This window comes from Erythrobacter sp. F6033, assembly GCF_023016005.1.
Classification (GTDB): Bacteria; Pseudomonadota; Alphaproteobacteria; order Sphingomonadales; family Sphingomonadaceae; genus Erythrobacter.
Window position 1 is genome coordinate 1,935,868 of sequence record NZ_JALKAZ010000001.1, and the last position, 23,374, is coordinate 1,959,241.

Below are 23,374 nucleotides of genomic sequence, written 5' to 3' on the forward strand. Positions count from 1 at the left end.
GTCGTTCCCCTTGCGGGTAGCGCGCAGGCTAGTCGGGTCAAGCTGAATAGGACGATGGCGGAGACAATACCGGGCTGTGCACCTCACTCCAGAATCATACGACACCTCTGATTAAGTTCGGCCTTCATCGTGGCCGCATCCAATCCAGCGCGAGCCCGAAACACAAAACCCTGGCGCAAATCGAACAGCAACCGTGCGCGCGCCAAAACTGGGAAGTCGCTAGCAAGATTTCCCAGCTCGACTTCTTGCGCGAACCGAGCGGCCAGTCTTTCGTCGGTGTCTTTGATCGCATCTGCAAGCAGCTGATCAACTCCTTCAACCTCGCCGGCGGTGGTCGCCACGCATGAACTGAGGAAGCACCCCTTCGCACCGCTTTCGTGCGCTGTGGCATAATCAATTGCGGCAATCATAAATGCACGAACGGCTTTGCCGATGTCAGGCTCAGCCTCAAACGCGACCAGTGGGGCGCAGGCGTCGTTGCTAGCATAAGCATCGATTGCCTTGAGGTAGAGCTGACGTTTGTCCCCGAATGCAGCGTAGAGGCTGGGGCCGCTTATCCCCATAGCATCGGTCAAATCCTTCATAGAAGCGCCGTCATAACCCTTGGTCCAAAAGGTGCTGACCGCCGCCATCATCGCCTCGTCCGCGTCGAATTTCCGAGGTCTTCCGATCTTTTTTGTATCGTTCATTACATTTCTCTTGACTAGTTCATTTCTTATTTTATATGGATCGTTACATAAATCAAGGAGCTTGCTATGAAATCCGTTAAACCCCAGCCTGAATCACCCTTCCCTGACATCATTGTACCGCTGCTTAGCGGTGGTGAGATTGCATTGGGCAAAGCAGCCAAGCCAGAAAACTGGCAGATGGTCGTCGTCTATCGCGGCAAGCATTGCCCCCTGTGCACGCGTTACCTCAACGAATTGGAGGCGGTCGTTCCGCAACTGGCCGAGTTGGGCGTCGAAGTGGTGGCGGTGTCTGCCGACCCGCAGGAGCGGGCGATGACGCATCTGGCCGAAATCCCGCACAGCTTCCCGGTCGGATTTGATCTTTCAATCGAGCAAATGCAGCAGCTTGGGCTGTATATTTCCCATCCTCGCTCCCCAGAGGAATCCGATAGGCCGTTCGCTGAACCGGGTCTGTTCGTCGTAAATGAGGAAGGCCATCTCCAGATCGTCGACCTCTCAAACATTCCCTTCGCGCGGCCTGACCTAAACGCAATGGTTCAAGGCATCGGCTTCGTCCGTAATCCTGCAAACAATTACCCGATCCGCGGCACATTTGCCTGATCAAGCGGACCAACTCTCTTCCTAATCAACAGAAAGTTTTGTCATGTCCCTACCGACTAAAGCGGCCTACTGGCTCTCCACTGGCATCCTGATCTTCCTGCTCAGCTGGGCAGCCGGATCCTATCATATTATCCACGAAACGCAGGCCGGCTTCTTCGAGGCGTTCGGCTACCCAACATATCTCGTCTACCCGCTCGCATATTTGAAAATTATAGCGGTGCTGGTGATCGTGAGCCACCGCTACAATGACCTGCGCGATATGGTCTACGCCGCCTACTTCCTCAACATGATCTTGGCGCTGGTTGGCCACATCGTATATGGCGATTTTTACGGACATGCTGTGGTCGGATTGATCGCCATTCCGATCTCCTATCTTTTGGGCAATTCCGTGCGCGGCCGCCCGCAACGCAATTTCTTTGGTCGGTGGACAGGCCAGCCCGGTGAAGGAGAAAGCAAGTGAGCCATTCTGACAATTCTGCGACGCAAGTTCGCCAAGCAATTGAATCGCTGATTCAGGCCGGCACGACATTCGATGTCGACCAGCTCGACCGTATCTATCACCCCTCCTTGCAGGTCGTTATGACGAATGCGGAGGGGGAGACCAACATCGCTGACAAGCAAGCGTTCAAATCGTTGTTTCAATCGAAACGCGAAGCGGGTGAGGCCCCGCTCAACACATGGGCTGCTTTTGACCATATCGAGGCAGATGGTGACACCGCCCATGTGTTGATACGCCGACGGGTGAAGCTGCTCGACGATGAGCAGGATATCACCCTGAGTATCGACCTGATCCACGAGAACGCGCGCTGGCAAGTAACCCGCGAGGTCATTTTCACTCACCCACCTGCGTGATAAAAATCGTAGACCTGCTGCGCCACTTTCTCACTCACGCCCGGCGCGCGTTGCAAGTCTTCTAGCGCCGCTGCGCGCACTTTGCTGGCTGTGCCGAAATGCAGCAGCAGTGCGCGCTTGCGGGCCGGGCCGATGCCGGGGATTTCGTCCAGCGGGCTGGCGGTGATCGCTTTGCTGCGTTTTGCGCGGTGCGCGCCGATGACATAGCGGTGCACTTCATCGCGCAGATTTTGCAGGTGGAACAATAACGGCGAATTGGTCGGCAGCATCTTCTCCCGCCCATCGGGGAAGTGGAACACTTCGCGCCCCTCGCGCCCGTGATGCGGCCCCTTGGCGATGCCGATCACCGGCACGTCATCAATGCCCAGTTCGCCCAGCACAGATTGCACGCTCGACATCTGGCCCTTGCCGCCATCGATCAGGACAAGATCGGGCCACACGCCGTCGCGCTCACGGTCGGGATCGTCCTTCATCGCGCGGGTAAAGCGGCGTTCCATCACTTCGCGCATCATGCCGAAATCGTCATTGGTCTGCGCGGTTTTGATGTTGAATTTGCGGTATTGCGATTTCTCGAAGCCCTCCGGCCCCGCAACCACCATCGCACCCACGGCCTTCGCGCCCTGGATATGCGAGTTGTCATAGACCTCGACCCGCTCCGGCGGCGCGTCGAGTTCAAGGAATTCTGCCATTTCGCGGCCAATCTTGGCGCGGGTACCCTTTTCCGCCAGCCGCCGTTCCAGCGCCTCAACAGCGTTGCGGCTCGCCTGCTCCATCAGCCTGCGCCGGTCGCCGCGCTGAGGCACGGAAAGCTGCACTTTCTTCTCGGCCACTTCCGACAAGGCCGCTTCGATCAGCTCGCTTTCGGGCAAGTCGCGGTCGACCAGCACGGTCGATGGCGGCGGCACTTCCTCGTAGAATTGCAGCATGACGTTGGAGAGGACCTGCGCCTCCTCCACGTCTTTCGTGTGGCTAGGGAAGAAGGCGCGGTGGCCCCAGTTTTGCCCACCGCGAATGAAGAACGCCTGCACCGCGATATGCCCGCCCTTGGCCGCGAGCGCGAAGACATCCGCGTCCCCCACACCGCTGGCATTGATCGCCTGCGACCCTTGAATAAAGGTTGCCGCGCGCAGGCGGTCTCTCAGGATTGCAGCGGTTTCAAAGTCCAGCTCCTCTGCAGCCTTCGCCATCTGTTTTTCAAGGTCGGCTTGAACCTGCCCAGATTTGCCCGCGAGGAAGTCCTTCGCCTGTTTGACCAGCCCCTCGTAATCATCCTCGCTGATGCGGCCCACGCACGGCGCGGAGCACCGCTTGATCTGGTACAGCAGGCATGGCCGATCGCGGTTGTTGAAGAAGCTGTCGGTGCAATTCCTCAGCAGGAACAGCTTTTGCAGGGCATTGAGCGTGGTGTTGACGCTGCCCGCGCTGGCAAATGGGCCGTAATAATTCCCCTTCGCCTTGCGTGCGCCGCGATGTTTGTGGATGCGCGGGAAGGCGTGATCGGACCGCAGCAGGATAAACGGGAAGCTCTTGTCATCGCGCAGCAGCACGTTGAACGGCGGGCGAAACCGCTTGATCAGCTGCGCTTCGAGCAGCAGCGCCTCAGCCTCGGAATTGGTGGTGATAATCTCCATGCTGCGGCATTGGCTCACCATCCGCTGCAGCCGGCCTGTCAGTCCGTTGATTTGCGTGTAGTTCGCGACCCTCGCCTTGAGCGAGCGGGCCTTCCCCACATACAGAACATCGCCGCGCGTATCGAGCATGCGGTACACGCCGGGCACGGGTTTCAGCGTCTTCACCGTATCCCGGATCGCCTCGACACCCGCTTCAAGGTTCGGCTGAGCAGACGCGACGGTATAGGCCGCGCGCTCCTCATTGAAACGCTCGGCCCCGTGCGGATTGGAAGGTTTGCCTGCCGGGGTTTTAGCCATGGGCCACAGATAGGGCGCATGGCGCCGCGATGGAAGCGCCGCAGCACATCATCCCACAGGCGCTCGATAGAGCCCTATCGCGACGCAATTGAATAGAAACGACCAAAAAATACAATACGGATGATTGAAATAGGTATTTACTGCAAAAATCAGCGAATCTGATCACGATAAAAATAATAATGGGTTGCCTAACGACACTAACTGGAGGCAATCGCATGAGTAATAGTGAACATCATGGCATGAAGCCATTAGAAGGTCTTTCACCTTACTGCCGTATGAGCAACTATGGTCAAGAACAACGGGATGATCGTTTTGGACGGTTATTCGGTGACTTGGCACCAAACTACACAAATCCTGCCATTCTAATCGAAGCCGGTAAAGCTGGCGGAAATATGGAAGACCCGAACGACAAGGGCCGTACCGACAACGTGCCCGTCGGTATGATCTTCTTCGGACAGTTCGTCGATCACGACATTACACTGGATGCATCGACCACATTTGACAGCGTCATCGACAATCCGGGCGAAGTGGCGAATGTCCGCACGCCCACGCTCGATCTGGACTGCATCTACGGCCTCGGCCCGGAGGCTCAGCCCTATCTGTTCAGTCAGGACGGCGCGTTTGCGGGCGTCAAATTGCTGACTGGTGCGGACAATCCCGGCCAAGCGGGCATCCCGGCGAGCGACCTGCTGCGCAGCCCGAATGGCCGCGCGATCATCGGCGACCCGCGCAACGATGAAAACCGGATCATCAGCCAGATCCAACTGGCCATCATCCGCTTCCACAACCGCGTTGCACAAACATTGCACGACGAAGAAGGGTTGGAAGGGCATGACCTTTACGAAGAGGCCCGCCGGACAACCACCTGGCACTATCAGTGGGCAGTCGTGAATGACTTCCTGACCGATATTTGCGGCAAGCCGGTCGTCGAACGCATCCTTGGCTGCGGACGCGAATTTTATTGCAGCGATGTGCCGTTCATCCCGATCGAATTTTCCGTCGCGGCCTATCGCTTCGGACATTCAATGATCCCGATGAAGGTTCAGGTGCAAAAAGGCGGCAACCGGTTCGAGCTGTTCGGCACAAAACTGGGACGCGGGTTTGATGCGCTCAGCGATGCCGATGCGGTAGTTGATTGGCATGAGCTGCTGTTCACACCGGAAAACCGCATCGTCGAACGCGCGCAGAAAATGGACACACTGCTCGCAGGCGATCTGCTCGATCTGCCATTCGTCAATGGCAGCGCTGCGGAGAAATCGCTTGCCACACGCAATATGCTGCGCGGCAACACCTTCCTGCTGCCAGCGGGTGAGAAAGTGGCCGAAGCGATGGGCTGCGAGCAGAAGGACATCGACAAAGTCATCAAGAAAGCCAACGATATCAACAGCGATTTCGGCGATGAGGGTATCCCGCTCTGGCTCTACATCCTGGCGGAAGCCGAAGTGATTGGCCGTGCAGAACCGAATGGCAGCACCAATGAAGGCGAAGGCCTTGGCCCCGTCGGCGCGACTATCGTTGCCGAGGTCATCATCGGCCTGCTTGAGCTGGACGATCACGCCTATCTCGGCGCAAACCGCAATTGGTCTCCGCGTGAGGAGTGGAACACACTTGGCAAGCTTGTAACAGTGGCCCAGCCCTAAACCGGTCACTGTTTCACAGAGCGGAGCAGAACACCGTCGGCCCCGGCGGATTCTGTTCCGCTTTTTTGTGGTTCAATCAAATTCGTAGAGCACTTCGCAGTATTCGCGCTCTTTTTCGCCATAGATGCGCGGGCGCAAATGCTCGCCAAAGACACCGCCAATTCTTTCGGCCTGCTCATCGGGAATGAACAATCGGAACCCACCGTATTCCCAAAGCCGCTGGTTGCGCATCAGGTGGATGCAGGATTGCAACGTGTACCGGAAAATTTGTTCAGCACTGAACGGCCCATCAATTGGGTCATAAAAAACATCGCGTGGGTGTTGGCCGCGCTCCTGAATGGCGTTTCCCTTGATAAACAGCCAAAGGTTGTCGTCAGGATAGCGCTCACTGCACGACAGTCTCAACAGATGGGTTGCGCCACCTATTCCATAGAGCGCTTTGATATTCTTGTATGGGCCGGTTTCCTGAAGCGGGATCTCATTCAGGGCATTCTCTTCGGTGAGCGTGGCCTTGTAATAAGCATCCACTTTCCAACTAACATGGAAGCCATCTCCCCCATACGGCGAGCTGGTCATCCGAACAGTCAATCCGCAGTTCGGGTTTGTCAGATTGCCATAAATGCACGTCCCATCGCGCGGATCGAGGTCCGGCGCATTCGAATCTATCCCGGTCGGCAACTGCTTTTCCATTCAGTTTGTTCGCTTTGTTGAAATTGATCTGTAAAGGCGTCTGGGTGCAAAACCAATATGATGTCATAATCCTCGGCGCAGGAGCCGCTGGCCTGATGTGCGCAGCGCGTGCGGGGCAAAAGGGCCTGCGCGTCGCGGTGCTCGAAAAGGCAGAAAAGCCCGGCAAGAAGATCCTGATCTCGGGCGGAGGGCGTTGCAATTTCACCAATGTGAATACCGGCCCCGGAAACTTCCTTTCCGATAACCCTCACTTCGCGAAATCCGCATTGGCCCGCTACACCGCGCAGGATTTTATCGACCTCGTAAAGCGGCACGAAATCACCTTTCATGAGAAGACATTGGGTCAACTGTTCTGCGACGGTTCCGCGAAACAGATCGTGCAAATGCTTCTGGATGAATGCCCGGACGAAAACGTCGATGTTATCTGCGATGCCGAAGTTACTGCTGTTGAGCACGACAATGATCGCTTTGCTGTGATGGCGAGCGGGCAGATATTCTCCGCTCCCAAACTTGTCATCGCAACCGGCGGTCCGTCCATTCCCAAAATGGGGGCGACCGGCTTCGCCTATGATCTCGCAAGGCAATTTGGATTGAAAGTGGTTGAGCCGCGCCCTGCGCTGGTCCCCCTCACTCTTGGCGGAGATGATGTGCTGTTCCGGGAGCTTTCCGGCGTATCCGCTCCGGTCACCGCACGTACTGGCGCGGGAAAGACAAAAGCCGAATTTGCCGAAGCCGCTTTGTTCACACATCGAGGGCTTTCCGGCCCTGCCATCCTCCAGATCTCGTCTTACTGGCGCAGCGGCGAAGAGATCGGGATCAAATTCCTACCCGAAGCCGAAGCAGAATGGCTGATCGGCCTCAAGAAAGATTACCCCCGCGCCAACTTGCGCACCGTGCTGCGTCACCATCTGCCGGATCGGCTCGCAAACGCATTGGCAGACCGGATCGGCATCGAAACCGAGTTTAGCAATGTGCCTGATAAAGCTTTGCGAAGCGCAGGCGCGCAGCTTGCCGATTGGCGCTTCTCCCCGAACGGCACAGAGGGCTTTGCCAAGGCGGAGGTGACCATAGGCGGAATCTCTACCGCCGAGCTTTCATCTCAAACGATGGAAGCCAAGAAGGTGCCCGGTCTTTACGCGATCGGCGAGGCGGTGGATGTCACTGGCTGGTTGGGCGGTTACAATTTCCAATGGGCATGGGCCAGCGGGGTCGCCGCAGCGGAAGCCTTGGCGCAAGCAAAACACTCTTAAAGGGGATCACATGTCACAAGTGAGCATCACCGCCGGGCGCATTCTGCTGGGTCTATATTTTCTGCTGCCCGGCCTGATGAAAGTCGCGGCGCCAGCGCAAACCATCGCCTACATGGAAAGCCACAACATCGCCTTTGCCGAGCCGCTGATGTGGTTCGCCGCTGCGGCGAACATTATCGGCGGGTTGCTGCTGATTGCCGGGAGGCATGTGAAGCTCGTCGCCTATGGCTGTGTGGTCTACATTCTGCTGGTCAACGTGTTGTTGCATGGCTTTTGGGGCGTGACCGAAAATGTGGTCGAGCGCGAAACGCAGAACTTTATCAAAAACCTTGGCATTTTGGCCGGGCTGCTGGTTCTCGCAGGCTTCTCGCCCGCACGCAGTCTGTCTAGCGCAGGTTGGTGGCGCAGCGACAAAGCTGTCACCGGATAACCGAAAGCGCACGCACGAAAGTTTCAAAGCAGCTGTTGAAACGGCAACACTTCCGCGCGCGTGAGGTTGTCACGGGACTGAAACGCACCTACCCATTACTCCAGAGCTCGAAAACGGGCCGAAACGGGCCAGTTCTTGGTTCGCTTGCGGGAGAAACCCTTGCGGCAATTGCAGGGCATGGATTCATCGTTTGTAGCGATGGAATCGCCAAACTCGCCGATGCATATCGGCAGTGTACTGATTTACAATCCGGCGACCGCCCCGGGCGGCTTCGTTCGGTTTAAAGACATTCTTGGCTTCATCGAAAGCCGGATGCAGCTTTCCAAGACGATGCGACAGCGTCTTGTGCGCGTCCCGTTTGACCTCGATTATCCCTATTGGATCGAAGACCCCGATTTCGATCTGGAATACCACGTCCGCCACGTGGCTCTGCCCAAGCCGGGCGATTGGCGTCAGCTGTGCATTCAGGCCGCGCGCATTCACGCCCGTCCGCTCGATCTGAACCGTCCGCCGTGGGAATTTACCGTGGTCGAGGGTCTCGACAATGTGCGCGACTATCCGCCGGGCTGCTTCGCGTTCGTTACCAAGGTTCACCACGCGGCGATTGATGGTATGAGCGGGATTGACCTGATGGAGGCGCTCCACACGGTCACACCCAACGCAGCGCCGCCCAATAAACCCGATGATTGGAAACCTGAGAAGGTCCCCGGTCCGGTCGAATTGCTCGGCAAATCCTACTTCAACGCGATCCTCAACCCGCTGAAACAAGCGCAGGTCGCCGCCCAGGCCGTCCCCGGTGTTGCGAGCGCGATCAAAGGGCTGGTGACGCGCGATTTCAAGCTCAGCACTGATATGGTGCCGCCGCGCACCCGCTTTAACCGGACAATCTCACCGCATCGCGTGGTCGAAGGAGCGAGCTTCCCGCTGGCCGATATGAAGGCGATCCGCGCACTCTTGCCCGATGCCAAGGTCAACGACGTTGCCATTGCCATCATTGGCGGCGCGCTTAACAAATATCTCACATCGAAAGGCGACCTGCCCAAAACGACGATGACAGCCATGGCGCCAATCTCTGTCCGATCTAAGGATGAGAAGGGCGATATGGGCAATCAGGTCGCGGCCATGGTCGCGCCGCTTGGCACGCATCTTTCCGATCCTAAGGAACGGCTTGAATATGTGTTCGGCCAGACCAGCAATTCCAAAGCGATGACAAACGCTCTGGGCGCGCGCACCATGACCGAGGTGAGCAAGGTCAATCCGCTGCTCTACATGGCGCTGGGCGCGCAGCTCTTTAGCCGGGTTAGCATCGCGCACAAGCTGGCGATGCCGTTCAACACTGTTGTTACCAACGTACCCGGCCCGCCGGTTCATATCTATTCGTCGGGCGCACGGATGGAGAGCATGGCGCTCTCGCTGATCTGCCTGACCGATGGATTGGGCCTCGCCCATGTCGTGCAATCCTATGTCGATGAAGCCTATATCAGCTTCACCGCATGCCGCGACATCATGCCGGACCCCGAATTCTACGCGGAATGCCTGCAGGAAAGCTTCGAAGACCTGCTCGCTGCGGCCAAGGCCGTGGATGCCCAATCCGCAACAAAGAAGCCCGCAGCAAAAGCGCCCGCAAAAAAGGCAGCGCCCAAAAAAGCGCCTGCTCGTAAGCCCGCGGCGCGTAAAGCGCCCGCTAAGAAAGCCGCACCTACAAAAACGACGACCGCCCCTAAAACGGGAGCACGCAAAACACCTGCGCGCAAAACGGTCGCAAAACGCAAACCAACAACAACAATCGGTCGCAAGCCCAAGGAGACGAAATAATGGCAAGCATGGCACCCAGCCCGCACGCCGGTGGATTAGAATTGCCCGCAGCAGTTCCGCCCAACCGGTTCTGGACTCTCGCCGAAGGCCGCGCCTTTTTCGAACTGGGCGCGTTTTACGCGAGCAGCCCGTTTTTGATGAACCTCGCCAAGGGAGACGGTCACTCCGTTTTGACCCTCCCCGGCTTTATGGCGACGAACAGCTCGACCATTCCGATGCGGCGCCTGCTCAAGCGGCTGAACTACGATGCGCATGGCTGGGAAGCCGGACGCAATGTCCGTGTGAATGAAGAATTGCTCTCCAGTCTCGAACATCAATTGACCCGTCAGCACAAGGAAAGCGGGCGCAAGGTCTCGCTTGTCGGTTGGAGCCTTGGCGGCGTGCTTGCGCGCGAACTCGCAAAACTTCATCCGGAAAAAGTGCGTCAGGTGATCAGCCTAGGCAGTCCGATCTCGGATGATCGCAATCACACCAGCGCCGCGCGTCTGTTCAAACTGTTCAACGGCGATGAGCCAGAGAAACTTCGCGGTGGCCAGTTCGAAGGCCTTGATATCGCTCCGCCGGTTCCCACAACATCAATCTGGACCAAGACGGACGGTGTGGTTCACTGGCGCGGAAGCGTTCAGCACCCTCACAAAGGGCATGAAAACCAGCCATTCGAGAATATCGAGGTTTACGCCAGCCATTGCGGCCTTGGCGTCAATCCGAGCGTGATGGTGGCACTCGCTGACAGGCTGGCGCAGAAAGAGGGTGAGTGGTCACCATTCCTGCCCAAGCCGCATCAGCGCATCCTGTTTCCAAAAACCAGTATGAATTAAAATAACTTCCGAATATCGATCCCGATGAAACGGCCAGTCGGATCGATCAGAAATGGTTGGTAATTGATCGGCGTATCACCGTTGTCATCGGTGACGTCGCGCCGCGCATCGAAGATGTTATCAGCACGCAAGCTGATACGAAGGTTTTTGAGCGCTCCTTCGTTCTTGCCGACGAGTTCGCCGACATTGGAGAATAGGCGCAGGTCAAAGCGGAGCAGATCTTCGAAGAACAAGTCGCTGCTGCCCGCAAAACCAGAGCCATTGAGGCGCGTCTCCCCCGTGTACCGCCCTGAAACCCGCATGCCGACGCCCGCGCCGAATATGCCGCCTTCAAGCCGCGTGCTGTGACGCGGGAAACCGAATGCACTGGTCCCATCACCGTTTAGCTGATCAAGCGGTGCAAGACCGGGCGCGATGATGATCTCATTTTCGAGCTCGATCGTATGGTTGAGCGAAAGGAAATAACGGAAACCCGAAAAAGATCGGCGCGCGAGCGGGTTGAACCCTCCGGGAGGTCCACCGCCACCGCGCGCCTGCTGGCCGCCTTGGCCGCCCTGTTGGGAGCCGCTTTGCTCATTCGAACAGAAACGCTCGCGCAGGCCAGCGATCCGCTCATCCGTGATATTACCGTTTTCGTCACGCAAACGCCCGAGCATCATCTCCGCCATGCTCGGATCAAAGCCGGGAAGCTCGTCGGAGACGTCTTCTCCCGCTTCGATACGCGTGATGAGAGCGCGGATGCGCGCGGGGCCATCCTCGGCGCATGCGATAGCGCGGAATGCCGCGAATCCTTGCGGACGTTCGCCTTCTGGCGCGTCTGCGGGAGCACCTGAAGGTGGCTCCTCGCCGCGTCGGTCACCGCGCGGGCCGCCGGGACGTCCGCCCATGCTTTCCGGATCGAAACTGCAGATGCGCTCGCGCACAGCCGCCAGCCGCTCGGGATCGACATCGCCATTCTCGTCGCGAACGCGCGACAACAGCCGCTCAAAGCGCTGGGCGTCAAAACCGGGAATAGTCGCGGACAAATCTTCGCCATTCTCGACCGCTTCGACCAGTCGGGTCAAAACATCGAGACCATCATCGGCGCAAATGCGCGTGCGAAATTCCATAAAGGCCGCGCGTTGTTCGGCGGTAGGTGGGCCGCCGCGGCGCCCTTCTGGCGGGCCGCCTTGGGGACGCCCTTCGGCTTGCTGCGGCGCCGGACTGCTGCTCTGGCCGCCGCCCGGAGCATTGCCTTGCGGTCTGCCTCTACCGGGGCGTCCGCCGCCTGGTCTGCCGCCGCTTTGCCCACCGCCAATGCTTCCGCGTGTGAACAACCCGAATTGCAACCGATCCGCGCGCGTCTCAGAAAATGTCACAAATCGCGTATCAAGCGCCACCAACTGGCCGGCGGTATCGCGGGTAATCCGATCCGGGAATGCAGCCTCGATCTCAGGCGTGATAATCGGAAGACCGCGCGTCACATCGCTTGAACGGTTACGGATATACTCAACTGTAAAGCGGGTATTTTCCCAAAACGGCAGCTGCCAGTTTGCTGCAAACTTCCAATCACTTTGTGTTTCGGCCAGCAGATCGGGGTTGCCGCCTGTGGTCACCGTGGCCAGCACAGTCTCGCCTTTGGTGAAATCGAACACCGGCGTGTTGAAGAAGATGACCTCAGGATTGCCGAGAGCGGACAAAGACGGCGCGACTTCCCGTTCGATATATGTCGCGGACAAATTGAGCTTATCAGTCGGCGCCCATGTCAGGCCGATCGTATAATCGCCCAGCGTGCCGAAATCGGAAAGGTTATCGAGACCGGCTTGCGCATTCAGCGTGAAACTGCCCAAGGCATCCGCAAAGCCGGTCCGGCGGCTGGTAATCGGGATTGTCAGGTTTGCGCCCGTGGAAAGATTGCCGCGTGTGAGCGACACATCTTGGAAAGAACGGGAATCTGATGTTTGCAAATTGGTCCATGAGTACCCGACATCAAATGTCGCCAACACTTCGCCTGCCGGTAAATTGGCAATCGGGCCGCGCAGCGTGTTGAACGTACTGCCAAAAATGTTACGCGTATCGGCTGTGTCAAAGCGTGTCGTGACGCCCGATGGCAACAGGCCATCGATGGCCAAATCGCCAGCCAATGCAGACGCTTCAAAGCCGCTGGTATCGAACAGCTGGTCAATCTGCTGCGCCGTTGCGGAATAACTCACATTATAGGTGCTGGTCAGGCGAAAGGCATTGATGCGTTTCGTCAATGAGCCTGAGCTGGAAAGCGTATCGGTGGAGCTGATCTGTTGCAGCGGCGTGTCCGCTCCGAACACGCGGAATGCGCTGTTGCCGCCTGCATCTGTCAAAGTGACGGAGTTTAATCCACGCAGAGAGCGGCTATCATTGCGGGCATAGTTCAGATTTGCGCTCACAGAAGTGCCGCTGTCGATATAGGCTTTGGCCCAGCTTAAATTGCCCTCTAGCGAACGGCTGTCAGAGATCAGGCTGCGGAACGGTGCTTGGTCGGGATCTCCGGCGAGATCGGACACAGACGTCGCAGTCTGAATGATGTCACGCTCGCTTTCGGTCATCAGCGAGGTATCGCTGGCTTCGAAATTGACGTTTATCCGCCCGCCATTGGCGATCTGTAGAAAGCCCAATTCCTGTTCGCGCCGATGATACCCGCCGCGCGAAGGCCCTTCGAATTCGAATTCAACTTCCGCGTTGTTATAGTTTTCCTTCAGGATCAGATTGATCACGCGCCGATCAGGCGGAAAGCCGAAACGCTGCGCAGTTTCCTCTGGAAAAACTTCAACCCGCGCCAATGCTTCGGGTGGGTAATTGGCGAATTCGCGGAATGATCCGACGCGGATGCCATTGATCAAGATAACGGGACGACCGCCATCACCACGACCACGCGCCGAGCCTGTTTGGTTGGTTATCTGCGTTACTAGGTCAGCAATCGACGTCACGCCCTCGGCTGCGATGTCCTCCTCACCCAGCTCCAGCAACGGAGCCTGCTCAACATCCAACTGTCCGCGAATCCGTTCGGCACGCACGACAATTTCACCGGTGCCAGTTCCGCGTTCGTTGCGTGGTTCCTCGCTTTGCGCCTGCGTAGACTGTGCTTCTGACGATTGTTGTTCTTGGGCAGAGACGGATGTCGTCGCAAGACATGTCCAGATCGAAGCAGCACAGACACCCGATCTAAGCGTCGCTGAGGGGGACAGAGAGAAGATCATGGTTGCCCTTTTGAGGAAACGCTTGCCAGACACAAGCACCTGAATTGTATCGAATTGCACCGCTTGTTACGGCTTGGATTATGAACCCTTGGCATCGCGTCCGGTTCCGCTTCTCTCAAGCTATTAGCGCTGGAGGCTTCCCTTTTGCTCATCTCATCGCTAAATGCCGCGCCAGTATCGATCAGCGCATTCTGTTTTGCGCTCAAAATCTGAAGGGATTACATGGCCAAAGAAGAACTCCTCGAAATGCGCGGGCGCGTCGTTGAGCTGCTGCCCAATGCGATGTTCCGGGTAGAGCTTGAAAACGGCCATGAAGTGCTCGGCCACACCGCGGGAAAAATGCGCAAGAATCGCATCCGTGTGTTGGTGGGCGACGAAGTGCTGTGCGAGCTCACCCCATATGATCTGACCAAAGCTCGGATCACCTATCGCTTTATGCCCGGTCGCGGCGGCCCCGGTCAGGGCCCTGGCCCAACACCTTAAGACGCAGGTGCGCTGATGAGCGCCCTTCACCTGACTTTGGCTTCGGCAAGCCCGCGGCGGCGCGATCTTCTCGCGCGGCTCGGGTTGTCGCCTGACGCCATCTCGCCCGCTGATATTGACGAGAACCCGCACGGTGCCGAGAGGCCCCGCGACTACGCTTTGCGTATGGGCGAGGAAAAGGCTGCAGCCATCGACGCGCCCGGTTTCGTGCTTGCTGGCGACACGGTTGTCGCGGCTGGACGCCGAATACTGCCGAAGACCGAGGAAGCAGATGAAGCACGAGTTTGCCTCGAGTTGCTATCCGGCAGGCGGCACACAGTGCTGTCCAGCGTCGTTCTGCGCTCGCCTGACGGATCGGTGAAATCGCGTTTGAGCGAAAACACCGTCCGCTTCAAATCGCTCAGCCACGAAGAAATTGACGCTTATCTGGCGGGCGACGAATGGCGCGGCAAAGCGGGTGGTTACGCTATCCAGGGCGCCGCCGAGGGCTTGATCCAGTGGATAAGGGGCAGCCATTCCAGCGTTATGGGTTTGCCGCTTTACGAAACCCGCGCCCTATTGAAATCGGCGGGCTTTCCAATTGGCTGAGTGGCTGATCGAAGAGGGCATCGGCGAAAGCCGCGCCTTGTTTATCGAGAACGATCACGTAATCGGCGCCAAACTGTTTTGGCTGAGCAAAGAGTGCGCCCGGACGATCCTGATGGCGAAGATCGTTTCTCGCAAAGCAGGATCATCCCGCGCTTTGTGCGTCAGCCCGCGCGGAACCGAAATCAACGCCAGCGGCCTTCCTCGCGATGCGACCGAGGGCAGCGAAGTGCGCCTTATCATCACGCGCGAGGCAATCGCTGAACGTGGCCGGTTGAAACGGGCACAGGCGCGCTATTTTGGCGACGACAATCCCCATATTCCGCCCGCTTCGGTATTCGCGACGGGCACCATCATTAGGCGGTTTCCATCCGGCCTCTGGGAAGAAGTATGGGATGCGGCTTCTTCGGGTCAGATCGACTTCGCCAAGGGGTCACTACTGATCAGCACTACGCCTGCCATGACCCTTATCGATATTGACGGCGAAGGAAGCCCCCGCGAACTTGCCTTGGCAGCGGTGCCAGCCATCGCGCAGGCGCTGCAATGGTTCGACATTGGCGGTTCTATCGGCATCGATTTCCCGACAATTCAGGACAAACTTGGCCGTAAGGAAGTTGACGCTGCACTCGAAGCGGCTTTGGCCAACTGGCCGCATGAACGCACTGCAATGAACGGCTTTGGCTTTGTGCAATTGGTTGCCCGGCTCGAAGGGCCATCCTTGCTTCACCGGTTCGCGACTTCACGCGTCGGCGCGTGCGCGCGGATGGCTCTGCGCCGTGGTGAAATGGCAGAGGGAAGCGGGCGAGTGCTTCTACTGACTGTTCATTCCGCGCTGAAAGCCAAGCTTAAAGAGGAATGGCTGGTCGAATTATCGGAGCGGACCGGCAAAGAAGTGCGGATTGAAACGAGCCCCTCTCTTGCGCTCGAAGCGGCTCAGGCCCAGATAATCGCGCAATGACAACCAAGCCGCAAAAACCCTGCCCGATCTGCAAAAAGCCGCGCAGTGAAGAACACTCCCCCTTCTGCTCTACGCGGTGCAAAGACCGCGATCTCGCCAAGTGGTTTGGCGATGGCTATGCTGTCCCCGGACGGCCAGCCTCACCTGAAGAGGTTGCCACTACCGATTGGGACAAGCAGGACTGAGGAAACAACCGCAGGTTTATGGCCATTTCCTCTTGCCAAGCGCGCGAGGGTTCGCCATAGGCCCGCTCTCATTTGCTCGCCGGTCTGGCCGATTCAGGAAAGACCGCCGCCGCAGCGAATGCCCGGGTAGCTCAGGGGTAGAGCAGCGGATTGAAAATCCGCGTGTCGGTGGTTCGATTCCGCCCCCGGGCACCATTCGCTGAACAGGGGGTTCCCACATGTCCCGTCGTCGCCAAATTTACGAAGGCAAAGCCAAGATCCTTTATGAGGGTCCTGAGCCCGGCACGATCATCCAGTATTTCAAGGATGATGCGACCGCTTTCAATGCCGAGAAAAAGGGCACGATCAACGGCAAAGGTGTGATCAACAATCGCATCAGCGAGCATGTGTTCAGCCGCCTGTCTCATATCGGCATTCCGACCCATTTCATCCGCCGCCTCAATATGCGCGAGCAATTGGTGCGTCAGGTCGAAATCATCCCGATCGAAGTCGTGCTGCGCAATGTCGCGGCTGGCTCGATCTGCAAACGGCTTGGCCTCGAAGAAGGCGAGCCGCTGCCCCACACGCTGATTGAATATTATTACAAAGACGATGCGCTGGGCGATCCGCTGATTTCTGAAGAGCACATTGCGTGCTTCCAATGGGCCACCAATGAGGAAATGCACGACATCTCTTCGATGGCGATCCGCATCAACGATTTCATGTGCGGTATGTTTGCCGCCATCGACATCCGCTTGGTCGATTTCAAACTTGAATTCGGACGCCTCTACGATGGCGATTTCAGCCGTGTGATCCTCGCTGACGAGATCAGCCCAGATGGCTGCCGTCTGTGGGACATGAAAACGGGCGAAAAGCTGGATAAAGACCGTTTCCGCCGCGATTTGGGCGGCGAAGAAGACGCGTACCGCGAAGTCGCGCGTCGCCTGGGCCTGTTGCAAGACGAAGACAGCAATCCGGGCGAAGTGCTAGATCTGTCGAGCCACCGCACCCGCCTGCGCGGCACCCCTGCAACGCCTAAGAAGTAGGCGCCAAACCTAACGCCCCAATAAACCGTTGCAAACAAGTGGTTTGCGCCTGGCTGCCATGCATGTAGATGTTGGCTTCTAGGTTTGCGTTGGGGGTTTCATGCGTTTCGGATTGGTTTTTGCTGCCATGCTTATGGCGTCCACTGCGCAGGCTCAGACGGCTGAAGCGCCGGACATTGAAATCACACCGACGCCCGACTGGATCACCCTCAGCGAACCGTTAGCAGTTCCCGATAATGCCCAAGGCGGAGTTTTCGTTCGGGCACAAGATACAGTCGTACGGCTAACGAATGATGGCGAGCGCACGTTTCAAGCTCAAATCATGCGCATTCTCCAACCGCAGGCGCTTAGCGCAGGTAACATTGGGATCACATGGAACCCCGCCGCAGGCAGTGCGCACGTACACTCCCTAAAAATCCGCCGGGGCAGCCGAGTTATCGACGTGCTCGAAACCAGCACATTCGAGATACTTCGCCGCGAAGACCAGCTGGAAACGGCGATGCTTGATGGATTGCTGACAGCGGTCTTGCAGGTGCCCGATTTACGCGTCGGCGATGATCTTGAATTGTCATATTCGATTCCGTCTCACGATCCCACTTTGCAGTCGGCCAATAGCGGCATCCTGTTCTTGGCACATTCTCCTCCCGGCGGCCGGTTTCATCTCGAATTGCAATGGGAAGATGAACAAGAGCCGGCGTTGCAGCTGACACCGACGTTTGAAGAAGCGGCACGTCGCGGCGACAATTCGATCTCAGTGACATTCGACAATCCCGAAGTGTTAAGCCCGCCCCGCGCAGCACCGCCGCGCTATTCGTTGATCAGAATGCTGCAATATTCCGATTTTCAGGATTGGGCTTCCGTGTCCACACGGTTTCACACTTTGTTTGACGAAGCGCGCAAGATCGCACCGGGTTCACCTCTGCAGGACGAAGCCGCGCTAATCGCCGAAACACACTCGGAGAAATTGGCCCAGGCGCAGGCCGCTCTAACGCTCGTCCAACAGCAGGTGCGCTACATCTATGTTGGCCTGAATGGCGGCAATTTCACGCCTGCGAGCGCGGATGAGACGTGGGAACGGCGGTATGGCGATTGCAAGGGTAAGACCGCCATGCTTCTCGCATTGCTCGACCAGCTGGGTATCGAGGCCGAGGCGGTGCTCGTGAACAACAACTTTTCAACCGATGGCTTGGACAAACGTCTGGCAAGCCCCGGAGCGTTTGATCACGTTCTGGTGCGCGCCACTATCGATGGAGAGGCATATTGGCTGGATGGGACAATGCCACCTGTCATTGAAGGGCGGACCAAACCGTTCTTCAAGTATGATTGGGTTCTTCCTCTCAAGAAAGCCGGCGGGGAGCTTGAGCAACTGGCTTTCGAACCGTTTGATATACCACAGGAAATGGGCATTGAGGAGATCGATGCAACCGCAGGTTTTGACGTACCTTCCAAGAAAATCCTCAAATCCGTCATACGCGGGTCAGCCGGCCTTCAAGAATACTACACGTTTTCGTCCGTTTCCCCGAACCAACTGGAAAGCGCTCTGCGCAACCAGCTCGAAGGCACACAGATGTGGAATTCCGTCGACTCGGTTGAGTGGCGATTTGATAAGGCGACGCAAGCAAGCATTCTGACAATAACCGGAACTGGCCCTGTCGAATGGGAAAGTGACAGCCTTGATGGTCGATACATGTTCCTCCCGAGAGGCGGCTTCACCCCACCTCCGCGGCGCCAACGTAACGGTCAGGAATCTGGCAAAATTCCTTTCTATCAGGCCCCGAGTTATACCTGTCACGCCACTACTGTTCGGCTACCAGAAGGGACCGAGCTCAAGAACTGGGGGTTCAATTCGGTCTTCGATACGATGCTCTATGGCGAGGTCTATTATCGGATGATGGAAAAACGGGATGATCGCACATTGCGCATGGTGCGCGGCAGGCGGGTCGAAACCCCTGAAATCACAGCAGCACGGGCCAAGCGCGACAATGAACGGCTCGAGAATTTCGATAATTCGAAGGCGATCCTGAGTTACGATCCCAGTCAGGAAATCGAAGCGTGGGGGAATTTGCGCTCAGTCCCTGCCACTTACGAGATTGATTGGGCGGGTCGAGATACGCCGTGCCTGCCACCAGACATGCTCGAATAAGCAGCTATACGGGACAATTACATTCTATGGCTGACAGCGTAGATTAAGACGCTAAGCTGCATACCTTACGGGGATGAGAAGGTACTGCCAAACAACATGAAATCGAACGCACGCGTATTCGCTGCCGGGCTTTTGCTCGCATTGCCCAATTTTGCGCTCACTTCCGCGCTGGCTGGGCAAGAAACCGAAGCTTCAGAGCCCGCTAGGGAGCCAGTCTGGGCATTCGAAGACAGCGATGTTGAAGTCGACCCAGGATACACTTTTGGTCAGCTTGACAACGGCATGCGCTACATCGTCCGGCAGAATGGTACGCCGGAAGGCACAGCCGTCGTTCGCATGCGGATCGATTCTGGTTCGCTTGACGAAACCGAAAGCGAGCGGGGGCTGTCGCACTTCCTTGAACATATGGCTTTCAATGGATCGAAGGGTATCCCCGAAGGCGAGATGATCAAACTGCTGGAACGCGAGGGATTGGCATTTGGCGCCGATACCAACGCGACAACCGGTCTGAACGCGATAACCTACATCCTCAATCTGCCCCGCAATGATGAGGATCTGCTGGACACGGCACTCATGTTGATGCGGGAAACCGCAAGCGAATTGACCATCGCGCCCGACGCAGTCGACCGGGAGCGCGGTGTGGTCCTTTCCGAGCGGCGTGACCGCGCTGGATTTGCGCAGCGCAACCGCGAAGACAGTTATGAATTTTCGAGCCCCGGCGCGCGCTTTATAGACCGGCTTCCAATCGGAACAATCGAACGCCTCGAAACCGCGACGGCAGAGCAAATGCGCGGGCTCTATGAACGCACCTACACACCTTCCAATACCGTTCTTGTGATCGTTGGCGACTATCCCGTGGAGGTTATGGAGGCGGCGATCCGTGCAAAGTTCTCCGACTGGAAAGCAGCCCCTGCCCCCGAAGAACCCGAAGCGGGCCCGATTGATATCACCCGCAAAGGCCTGACCGATATTTACCTCGACCCTGCTCTATCGGAGAGCGTGCAAATCTCTCGGCTGGGCCCGTGGTCCGATGAACCCGACACTTTGGCGAACCGCAAGAAGCAGTTCGTGCGAGGAATCGGCTATGCGATTATCAACCGGCGTCTGGCGCGACTCGCTCGCGAAGCAGACGCCCCCTATCGCGGGGCCAGCTATGGCACCGGCAGCATTTTCGAAGACGCTTTAAGCACGGGTATCGGCATCAGCAGTGTCGATGGCGAATGGCGCAAAGGCATGCTCGCGGCGGTCCAGATCGTAAATGAGGCTCTGACCTACGGTTTCACCGCAGCCGAAGTCGATGAGCAATTGAAGCGCAGCCGGACCGCAGCCGAAAATGCAGTCTCTGGCTACAACACTTTCTCGAATGGGTATTTTATGGGGCAGGCGCTGGGCCTTGTCGCGAATGAGCGCGTTCCCGCCACCCCGGCCTACACCCTTGAGCAATTTGAGGCATTCGCGCCTTCGGTAACTGCCGAGGCTGTTCACAAAGCGGTGATGGAGCACGCGGTCCCGCTGGATGACCCGCTGATCCGTTTCACTGGCCGGACCGCTCCTGAAGGCGCTGAAGAGGGTCTGCGCAGCGCATTTGCCGAAGGGATGGCATTGCCAATCGACGCACCGAAAGACACTGGCATCGTCGAATTTGCATATAGCGAGTTTGGCGAGCCCGGTTCCGTCGTTTCTGATGAGACCAACGAAGAGCTCGGCATCCGCAAGCTTGTTTTTGCCAATGGCGTGCGGCTCAATCTGAAAAAGACCGATATTCGCGAAGACCGTATTCGCGTCTCTGTGCGCGTCGACGGCGGCAATTTGATGCGGACCAAAGAGGATCCGCTGCGCGTTTATCTTGCGGATTCGCTGATGTCGGGCGGGCTTGGCGCGCACAGTATCGACGAATTGCAAACCGTGCTCGCCGGCAGAAGCGTCTCCACCGGTTTCGGCAGTTCTGCGGACGGCTTTAGCCTTGGCAGCACGACCACCGCGCGCGATCTCGATCTGCAGATGAAGGTGTTTGCCGCGATCTTGACCGATCCGGGATATCGCAGTGAAGGCGTCGAACGTTTCCGCAAGGGCATCGATAACTTCTTTGAGACGCTCTATTCCACTCCCGGCAGAGCATACAGCACCGCGATTGGTGCGCAGCTATCCGATGGTGATCCACGGTTCTCTCTCCAGCCGAAAGAAGCCTATCTCGCGCTTGATTATGACAAGTTGAAAAGCGCGATTGCCGACCGCCTCGAAAATGGAGCGATCGAAGTCGCTATGGTCGGCGATCTTGATGAGGACACAGCAATTGCGTCTGTAGCCTCCACGCTCGCAGCTTTGCCTGCGCGAGAGCCCGATTTCGTTCCTCGCGATGAAGCGCGCAAACGTACATTCACTGCCAACCGCGGCCTGACAAAGCTCGAACACGAAGGCGAAGCGGATCAGGCATTGCTGCGGATGATCTGGCCCACAACCGATGACGAGGATTTTGCGGAAGCACTGCGTCTTTCGATGCTCGGCCGCGTTGTCCGCTTGGAACTGACAGACCGTCTACGCGAAGAGCTGGGTCAAACATACTCCCCGTCTGCCGGCAGTTCGACCAGCAGGATTTACGACGATTACGGCACGTTTTCGATTTCTGCTTCCGTCGACGTAAAGGAAATTGAGGCGACCCGTGCGGCGGTACGCGGCCTGATTGCCGATCTCCGTGAAGCGCCTGTGGATCAGGATTTGATCGAACGGGCTCGTAAACCAATCCTCGAATCCTATGCCAACGCCCTCAAGAATCTGGGTGGCTGGATGGGCTTAACAGCGCGTGCACAGAGCGAGCCGGAGCGATTGGAGCGGTGGTTCGCGGCGCCGGATTTGCTAAAAGCCATTACCCCCGACGATATTCAGGCCGAAGCGATCCAATATCTTGATCCGGATGCGGCGATCGAAGTTCATGTTCTGCCCGGAGAAAACGCCCGCGCGGACGCAGACACCGTTCAAGCAGGCTGAAACAGCGCGAACGTAGCCGCTATAGTGGGCAAGCTGCGGCGCATGATTGCGCTCGGCAATGGTCGCGCTATAGGGTCGCACAAAGTTACCGCACCACTCATCAGGAAACGCCCATGAAAGTTCGCATCCTCGTTCGGCTCAAGCCAGGTGTTCTCGATCCACAGGGTCGCGCAGTGCATCACTCGCTCGAAGGGCTCGGCTTTGACGGTGTAGAGGACGTTCGCATTGGCCGAATGATCGAAATGGATGTGGCAGATGGCACCAGCGACGAAGCGCTAAACACCATGTGTGAGAAGCTGCTTGCGAATATGGTGATCGAAGACTTCGCGATTGAAAAACTTGCCCCTTCCGAATCGCAGGGCGAGAAGGAAACAGCCTGATGGCCTTTAAAGCTGGCGTCATCACCTTCCCTGGCTCCAACTGCGACCGCGACATGGCTGTTGCTCTCGAAGAGGTCACTGGAGAGCCCGCCCTCCGCATCTGGCACGGCGATGCCGATCTTCCTGATCGTCTGGATTTCATCGCGCTACCCGGCGGATTTTCTTACGGCGACTATCTGCGCTCGGGCGCGATGGCGGCGAAAAGCCCGATCATGCGGGCTGTCGTGGCCGCAGCAGAGCGCGGCGTTCCGGTTCTTGGCGTGTGTAACGGTTTTCAAGTTCTCACAGAAAGCGGCTTGTTGCCCGGTGCGTTAATGCGGAATGCCGGACAGACTTTTGTCTGCCGGACTGTTCCTCTGAAGGTCGAGAATACTTCCTCGCTGTTCACTGGCGCCTATGCTGAAGGCGAAACGATCCGCGTTCCTGTTGCCCATCACGATGGGAATTACTTCGCTGACGAAGCCACACTGGATGCGCTTGAGGCCGAAGGCCGTGTGGCCTTTCGTTACGAAGAGGCAGTAAACGGTTCGCGCCGTAACATCGCAGGCATCCTGAGCGAGAATGGCCGCGTCCTCGGCATGATGCCTCACCCTGAGCGTGCAATTTCACCAGCTGCGCACCCAACCATGGGCGGGGAAGACGGGAAACGCCTTTTCGAAAGTGTGATCGCAGCTCTGGTTGATGCTTGATAGAGCCGGGGTCGAAG

At 57.5% G+C, this 23,374-nt stretch carries 21 protein-coding genes and 1 tRNA gene; 18 read left to right on the forward strand and 4 right to left on the reverse strand.

Annotation, left to right across the window (positions count from 1 at the left end):
- Positions 1 to 83 precede the first annotated feature (83 nt).
- The gene (locus MWU39_RS09290) at positions 84 to 689 is read right to left on the reverse strand and encodes a TetR/AcrR family transcriptional regulator (RefSeq protein ID WP_247159712.1); all 606 of its coding nucleotides are present in this window, start codon (positions 687 to 689) and stop codon (positions 84 to 86) included.
- Positions 690 to 755: 66 nt separating this feature from the next.
- Between MWU39_RS09290 and MWU39_RS09295 the strand changes: the two genes are divergently transcribed.
- Genes MWU39_RS09295 through MWU39_RS09305 form a run of 3 tightly spaced genes read left to right on the forward strand, consistent with a single transcriptional unit; the run spans position 756 to position 2,141 of the window.
- Entirely contained in the window at positions 756 to 1,289 is a 534-nt protein-coding gene (locus MWU39_RS09295; protein ID WP_247159713.1) for a redoxin domain-containing protein, read from the forward strand.
- Between the two features lie 43 nt (positions 1,290 to 1,332).
- Positions 1,333 to 1,749: a hypothetical protein gene (locus MWU39_RS09300; protein ID WP_247159714.1), complete on the forward strand. Its 417-nt coding sequence runs from the start codon at positions 1,333 to 1,335 to the stop codon at positions 1,747 to 1,749.
- On the forward strand, positions 1,746 to 2,141 hold the full coding sequence (locus MWU39_RS09305; RefSeq protein WP_247159715.1) for a hypothetical protein: 396 nt from the start codon (positions 1,746 to 1,748) through the stop codon (positions 2,139 to 2,141). Before MWU39_RS09300 ends, MWU39_RS09305 begins: the two co-directional genes overlap by 4 nt.
- Here the strand turns inward: MWU39_RS09305 and uvrC are convergent.
- Entirely contained in the window at positions 2,126 to 4,069 is a 1,944-nt protein-coding gene (uvrC, locus tag MWU39_RS09310; RefSeq protein WP_247159716.1) for an excinuclease ABC subunit UvrC, read from the reverse strand. The two genes, MWU39_RS09305 and uvrC, sit on opposite strands and share 16 nt — an antisense overlap.
- A gap of 215 nt (positions 4,070 to 4,284) precedes the next feature.
- On the opposite strand from uvrC, the gene MWU39_RS09315 reads away from it, so the two are divergent.
- Entirely contained in the window at positions 4,285 to 5,709 is a 1,425-nt protein-coding gene (locus MWU39_RS09315) for a heme peroxidase family protein (RefSeq protein ID WP_247159717.1), read from the forward strand.
- A 72-nt stretch (positions 5,710 to 5,781) separates the two neighbouring features.
- Here the strand turns inward: MWU39_RS09315 and MWU39_RS09320 are convergent, their stop codons facing one another.
- Positions 5,782 to 6,399, reverse strand: coding sequence for a hypothetical protein (locus tag MWU39_RS09320; protein WP_247159718.1), 618 nt, complete (start codon positions 6,397 to 6,399; stop codon positions 5,782 to 5,784).
- 44 nt (positions 6,400 to 6,443) lie between these two features.
- On the opposite strand from MWU39_RS09320, the gene MWU39_RS09325 reads away from it, so the two are divergent.
- From MWU39_RS09325 to MWU39_RS09340, 4 genes are all read left to right on the forward strand, one after another.
- Positions 6,444 to 7,649 (forward strand): NAD(P)/FAD-dependent oxidoreductase, encoded by a 1,206-nt coding sequence (locus tag MWU39_RS09325; protein WP_348646383.1) that lies wholly within the window; start codon positions 6,444 to 6,446, stop codon positions 7,647 to 7,649.
- A gap of 10 nt (positions 7,650 to 7,659) precedes the next feature.
- Positions 7,660 to 8,079: a DoxX family protein gene (locus MWU39_RS09330; protein ID WP_247159719.1), complete on the forward strand. Its 420-nt coding sequence runs from the start codon at positions 7,660 to 7,662 to the stop codon at positions 8,077 to 8,079.
- 177 nt (positions 8,080 to 8,256) lie between these two features.
- Entirely contained in the window at positions 8,257 to 9,894 is a 1,638-nt protein-coding gene (locus MWU39_RS09335; RefSeq protein WP_247159720.1) for a wax ester/triacylglycerol synthase family O-acyltransferase, read from the forward strand.
- Positions 9,894 to 10,712: an alpha/beta hydrolase gene (locus MWU39_RS09340; RefSeq protein WP_247159721.1), complete on the forward strand. Its 819-nt coding sequence runs from the start codon at positions 9,894 to 9,896 to the stop codon at positions 10,710 to 10,712. The genes MWU39_RS09335 and MWU39_RS09340 overlap by 1 nt, the downstream gene beginning before the upstream one ends.
- Here the strand turns inward: MWU39_RS09340 and MWU39_RS09345 are convergent.
- Positions 10,709 to 13,984, reverse strand: coding sequence for a hypothetical protein (locus tag MWU39_RS09345; protein ID WP_247159722.1), 3,276 nt, complete (start codon positions 13,982 to 13,984; stop codon positions 10,709 to 10,711). The genes MWU39_RS09340 and MWU39_RS09345 overlap by 4 nt on opposite strands.
- 162 nt (positions 13,985 to 14,146) lie before the next feature.
- Here MWU39_RS09345 and infA point away from each other — a divergent pair, with 162 nt between their 5' ends.
- The 10 genes from infA to purQ all read left to right on the forward strand — a co-directional run bounded on the left by infA (position 14,147) and on the right by purQ (position 23,357).
- Positions 14,147 to 14,407: a translation initiation factor IF-1 gene (gene infA / locus MWU39_RS09350; protein WP_218404713.1), complete on the forward strand. Its 261-nt coding sequence runs from the start codon at positions 14,147 to 14,149 to the stop codon at positions 14,405 to 14,407.
- A 15-nt stretch (positions 14,408 to 14,422) separates the two neighbouring features.
- Positions 14,423 to 14,995 (forward strand): Maf family nucleotide pyrophosphatase, encoded by a 573-nt coding sequence (locus MWU39_RS09355; RefSeq protein WP_247159723.1) that lies wholly within the window; start codon positions 14,423 to 14,425, stop codon positions 14,993 to 14,995.
- Positions 14,988 to 15,950 (forward strand): ribonuclease, encoded by a 963-nt coding sequence (locus MWU39_RS09360; protein ID WP_247159724.1) that lies wholly within the window; start codon positions 14,988 to 14,990, stop codon positions 15,948 to 15,950. Before MWU39_RS09355 ends, MWU39_RS09360 begins: the two co-directional genes overlap by 8 nt.
- Positions 15,947 to 16,135, forward strand: a complete 189-nt coding sequence (yacG, locus tag MWU39_RS09365; protein ID WP_247159725.1) for a DNA gyrase inhibitor YacG — start codon at positions 15,947 to 15,949, stop codon at positions 16,133 to 16,135. Before MWU39_RS09360 ends, yacG begins: the two co-directional genes overlap by 4 nt.
- Before the next feature lie 120 nt (positions 16,136 to 16,255).
- Positions 16,256 to 16,330: transfer RNA gene (locus MWU39_RS09370), tRNA-Phe, on the forward strand.
- Positions 16,331 to 16,353: 23 nt separating this feature from the next.
- The gene (gene purC / locus MWU39_RS09375) at positions 16,354 to 17,160 is read left to right on the forward strand and encodes a phosphoribosylaminoimidazolesuccinocarboxamide synthase (protein WP_247159726.1); all 807 of its coding nucleotides are present in this window, start codon (positions 16,354 to 16,356) and stop codon (positions 17,158 to 17,160) included.
- A 100-nt stretch (positions 17,161 to 17,260) separates the two neighbouring features.
- A complete protein-coding gene (locus MWU39_RS09380; RefSeq protein ID WP_247159727.1) occupies positions 17,261 to 19,303 on the forward strand; it encodes a DUF3857 domain-containing transglutaminase family protein in 2,043 nt (680 codons plus the stop codon).
- A 96-nt stretch (positions 19,304 to 19,399) separates the two neighbouring features.
- Positions 19,400 to 22,288, forward strand: a complete 2,889-nt coding sequence (locus tag MWU39_RS09385) for a M16 family metallopeptidase (RefSeq protein WP_247159728.1) — start codon at positions 19,400 to 19,402, stop codon at positions 22,286 to 22,288.
- A gap of 113 nt (positions 22,289 to 22,401) precedes the next feature.
- A complete protein-coding gene (purS, locus tag MWU39_RS09390) occupies positions 22,402 to 22,668 on the forward strand; it encodes a phosphoribosylformylglycinamidine synthase subunit PurS (protein WP_247159729.1) in 267 nt (88 codons plus the stop codon).
- Positions 22,668 to 23,357 (forward strand): phosphoribosylformylglycinamidine synthase subunit PurQ, encoded by a 690-nt coding sequence (gene purQ / locus MWU39_RS09395; protein ID WP_247159730.1) that lies wholly within the window; start codon positions 22,668 to 22,670, stop codon positions 23,355 to 23,357. The genes purS and purQ overlap by 1 nt, the downstream gene beginning before the upstream one ends.
- The last annotated feature ends 17 nt before the right edge of the window (positions 23,358 to 23,374 follow it).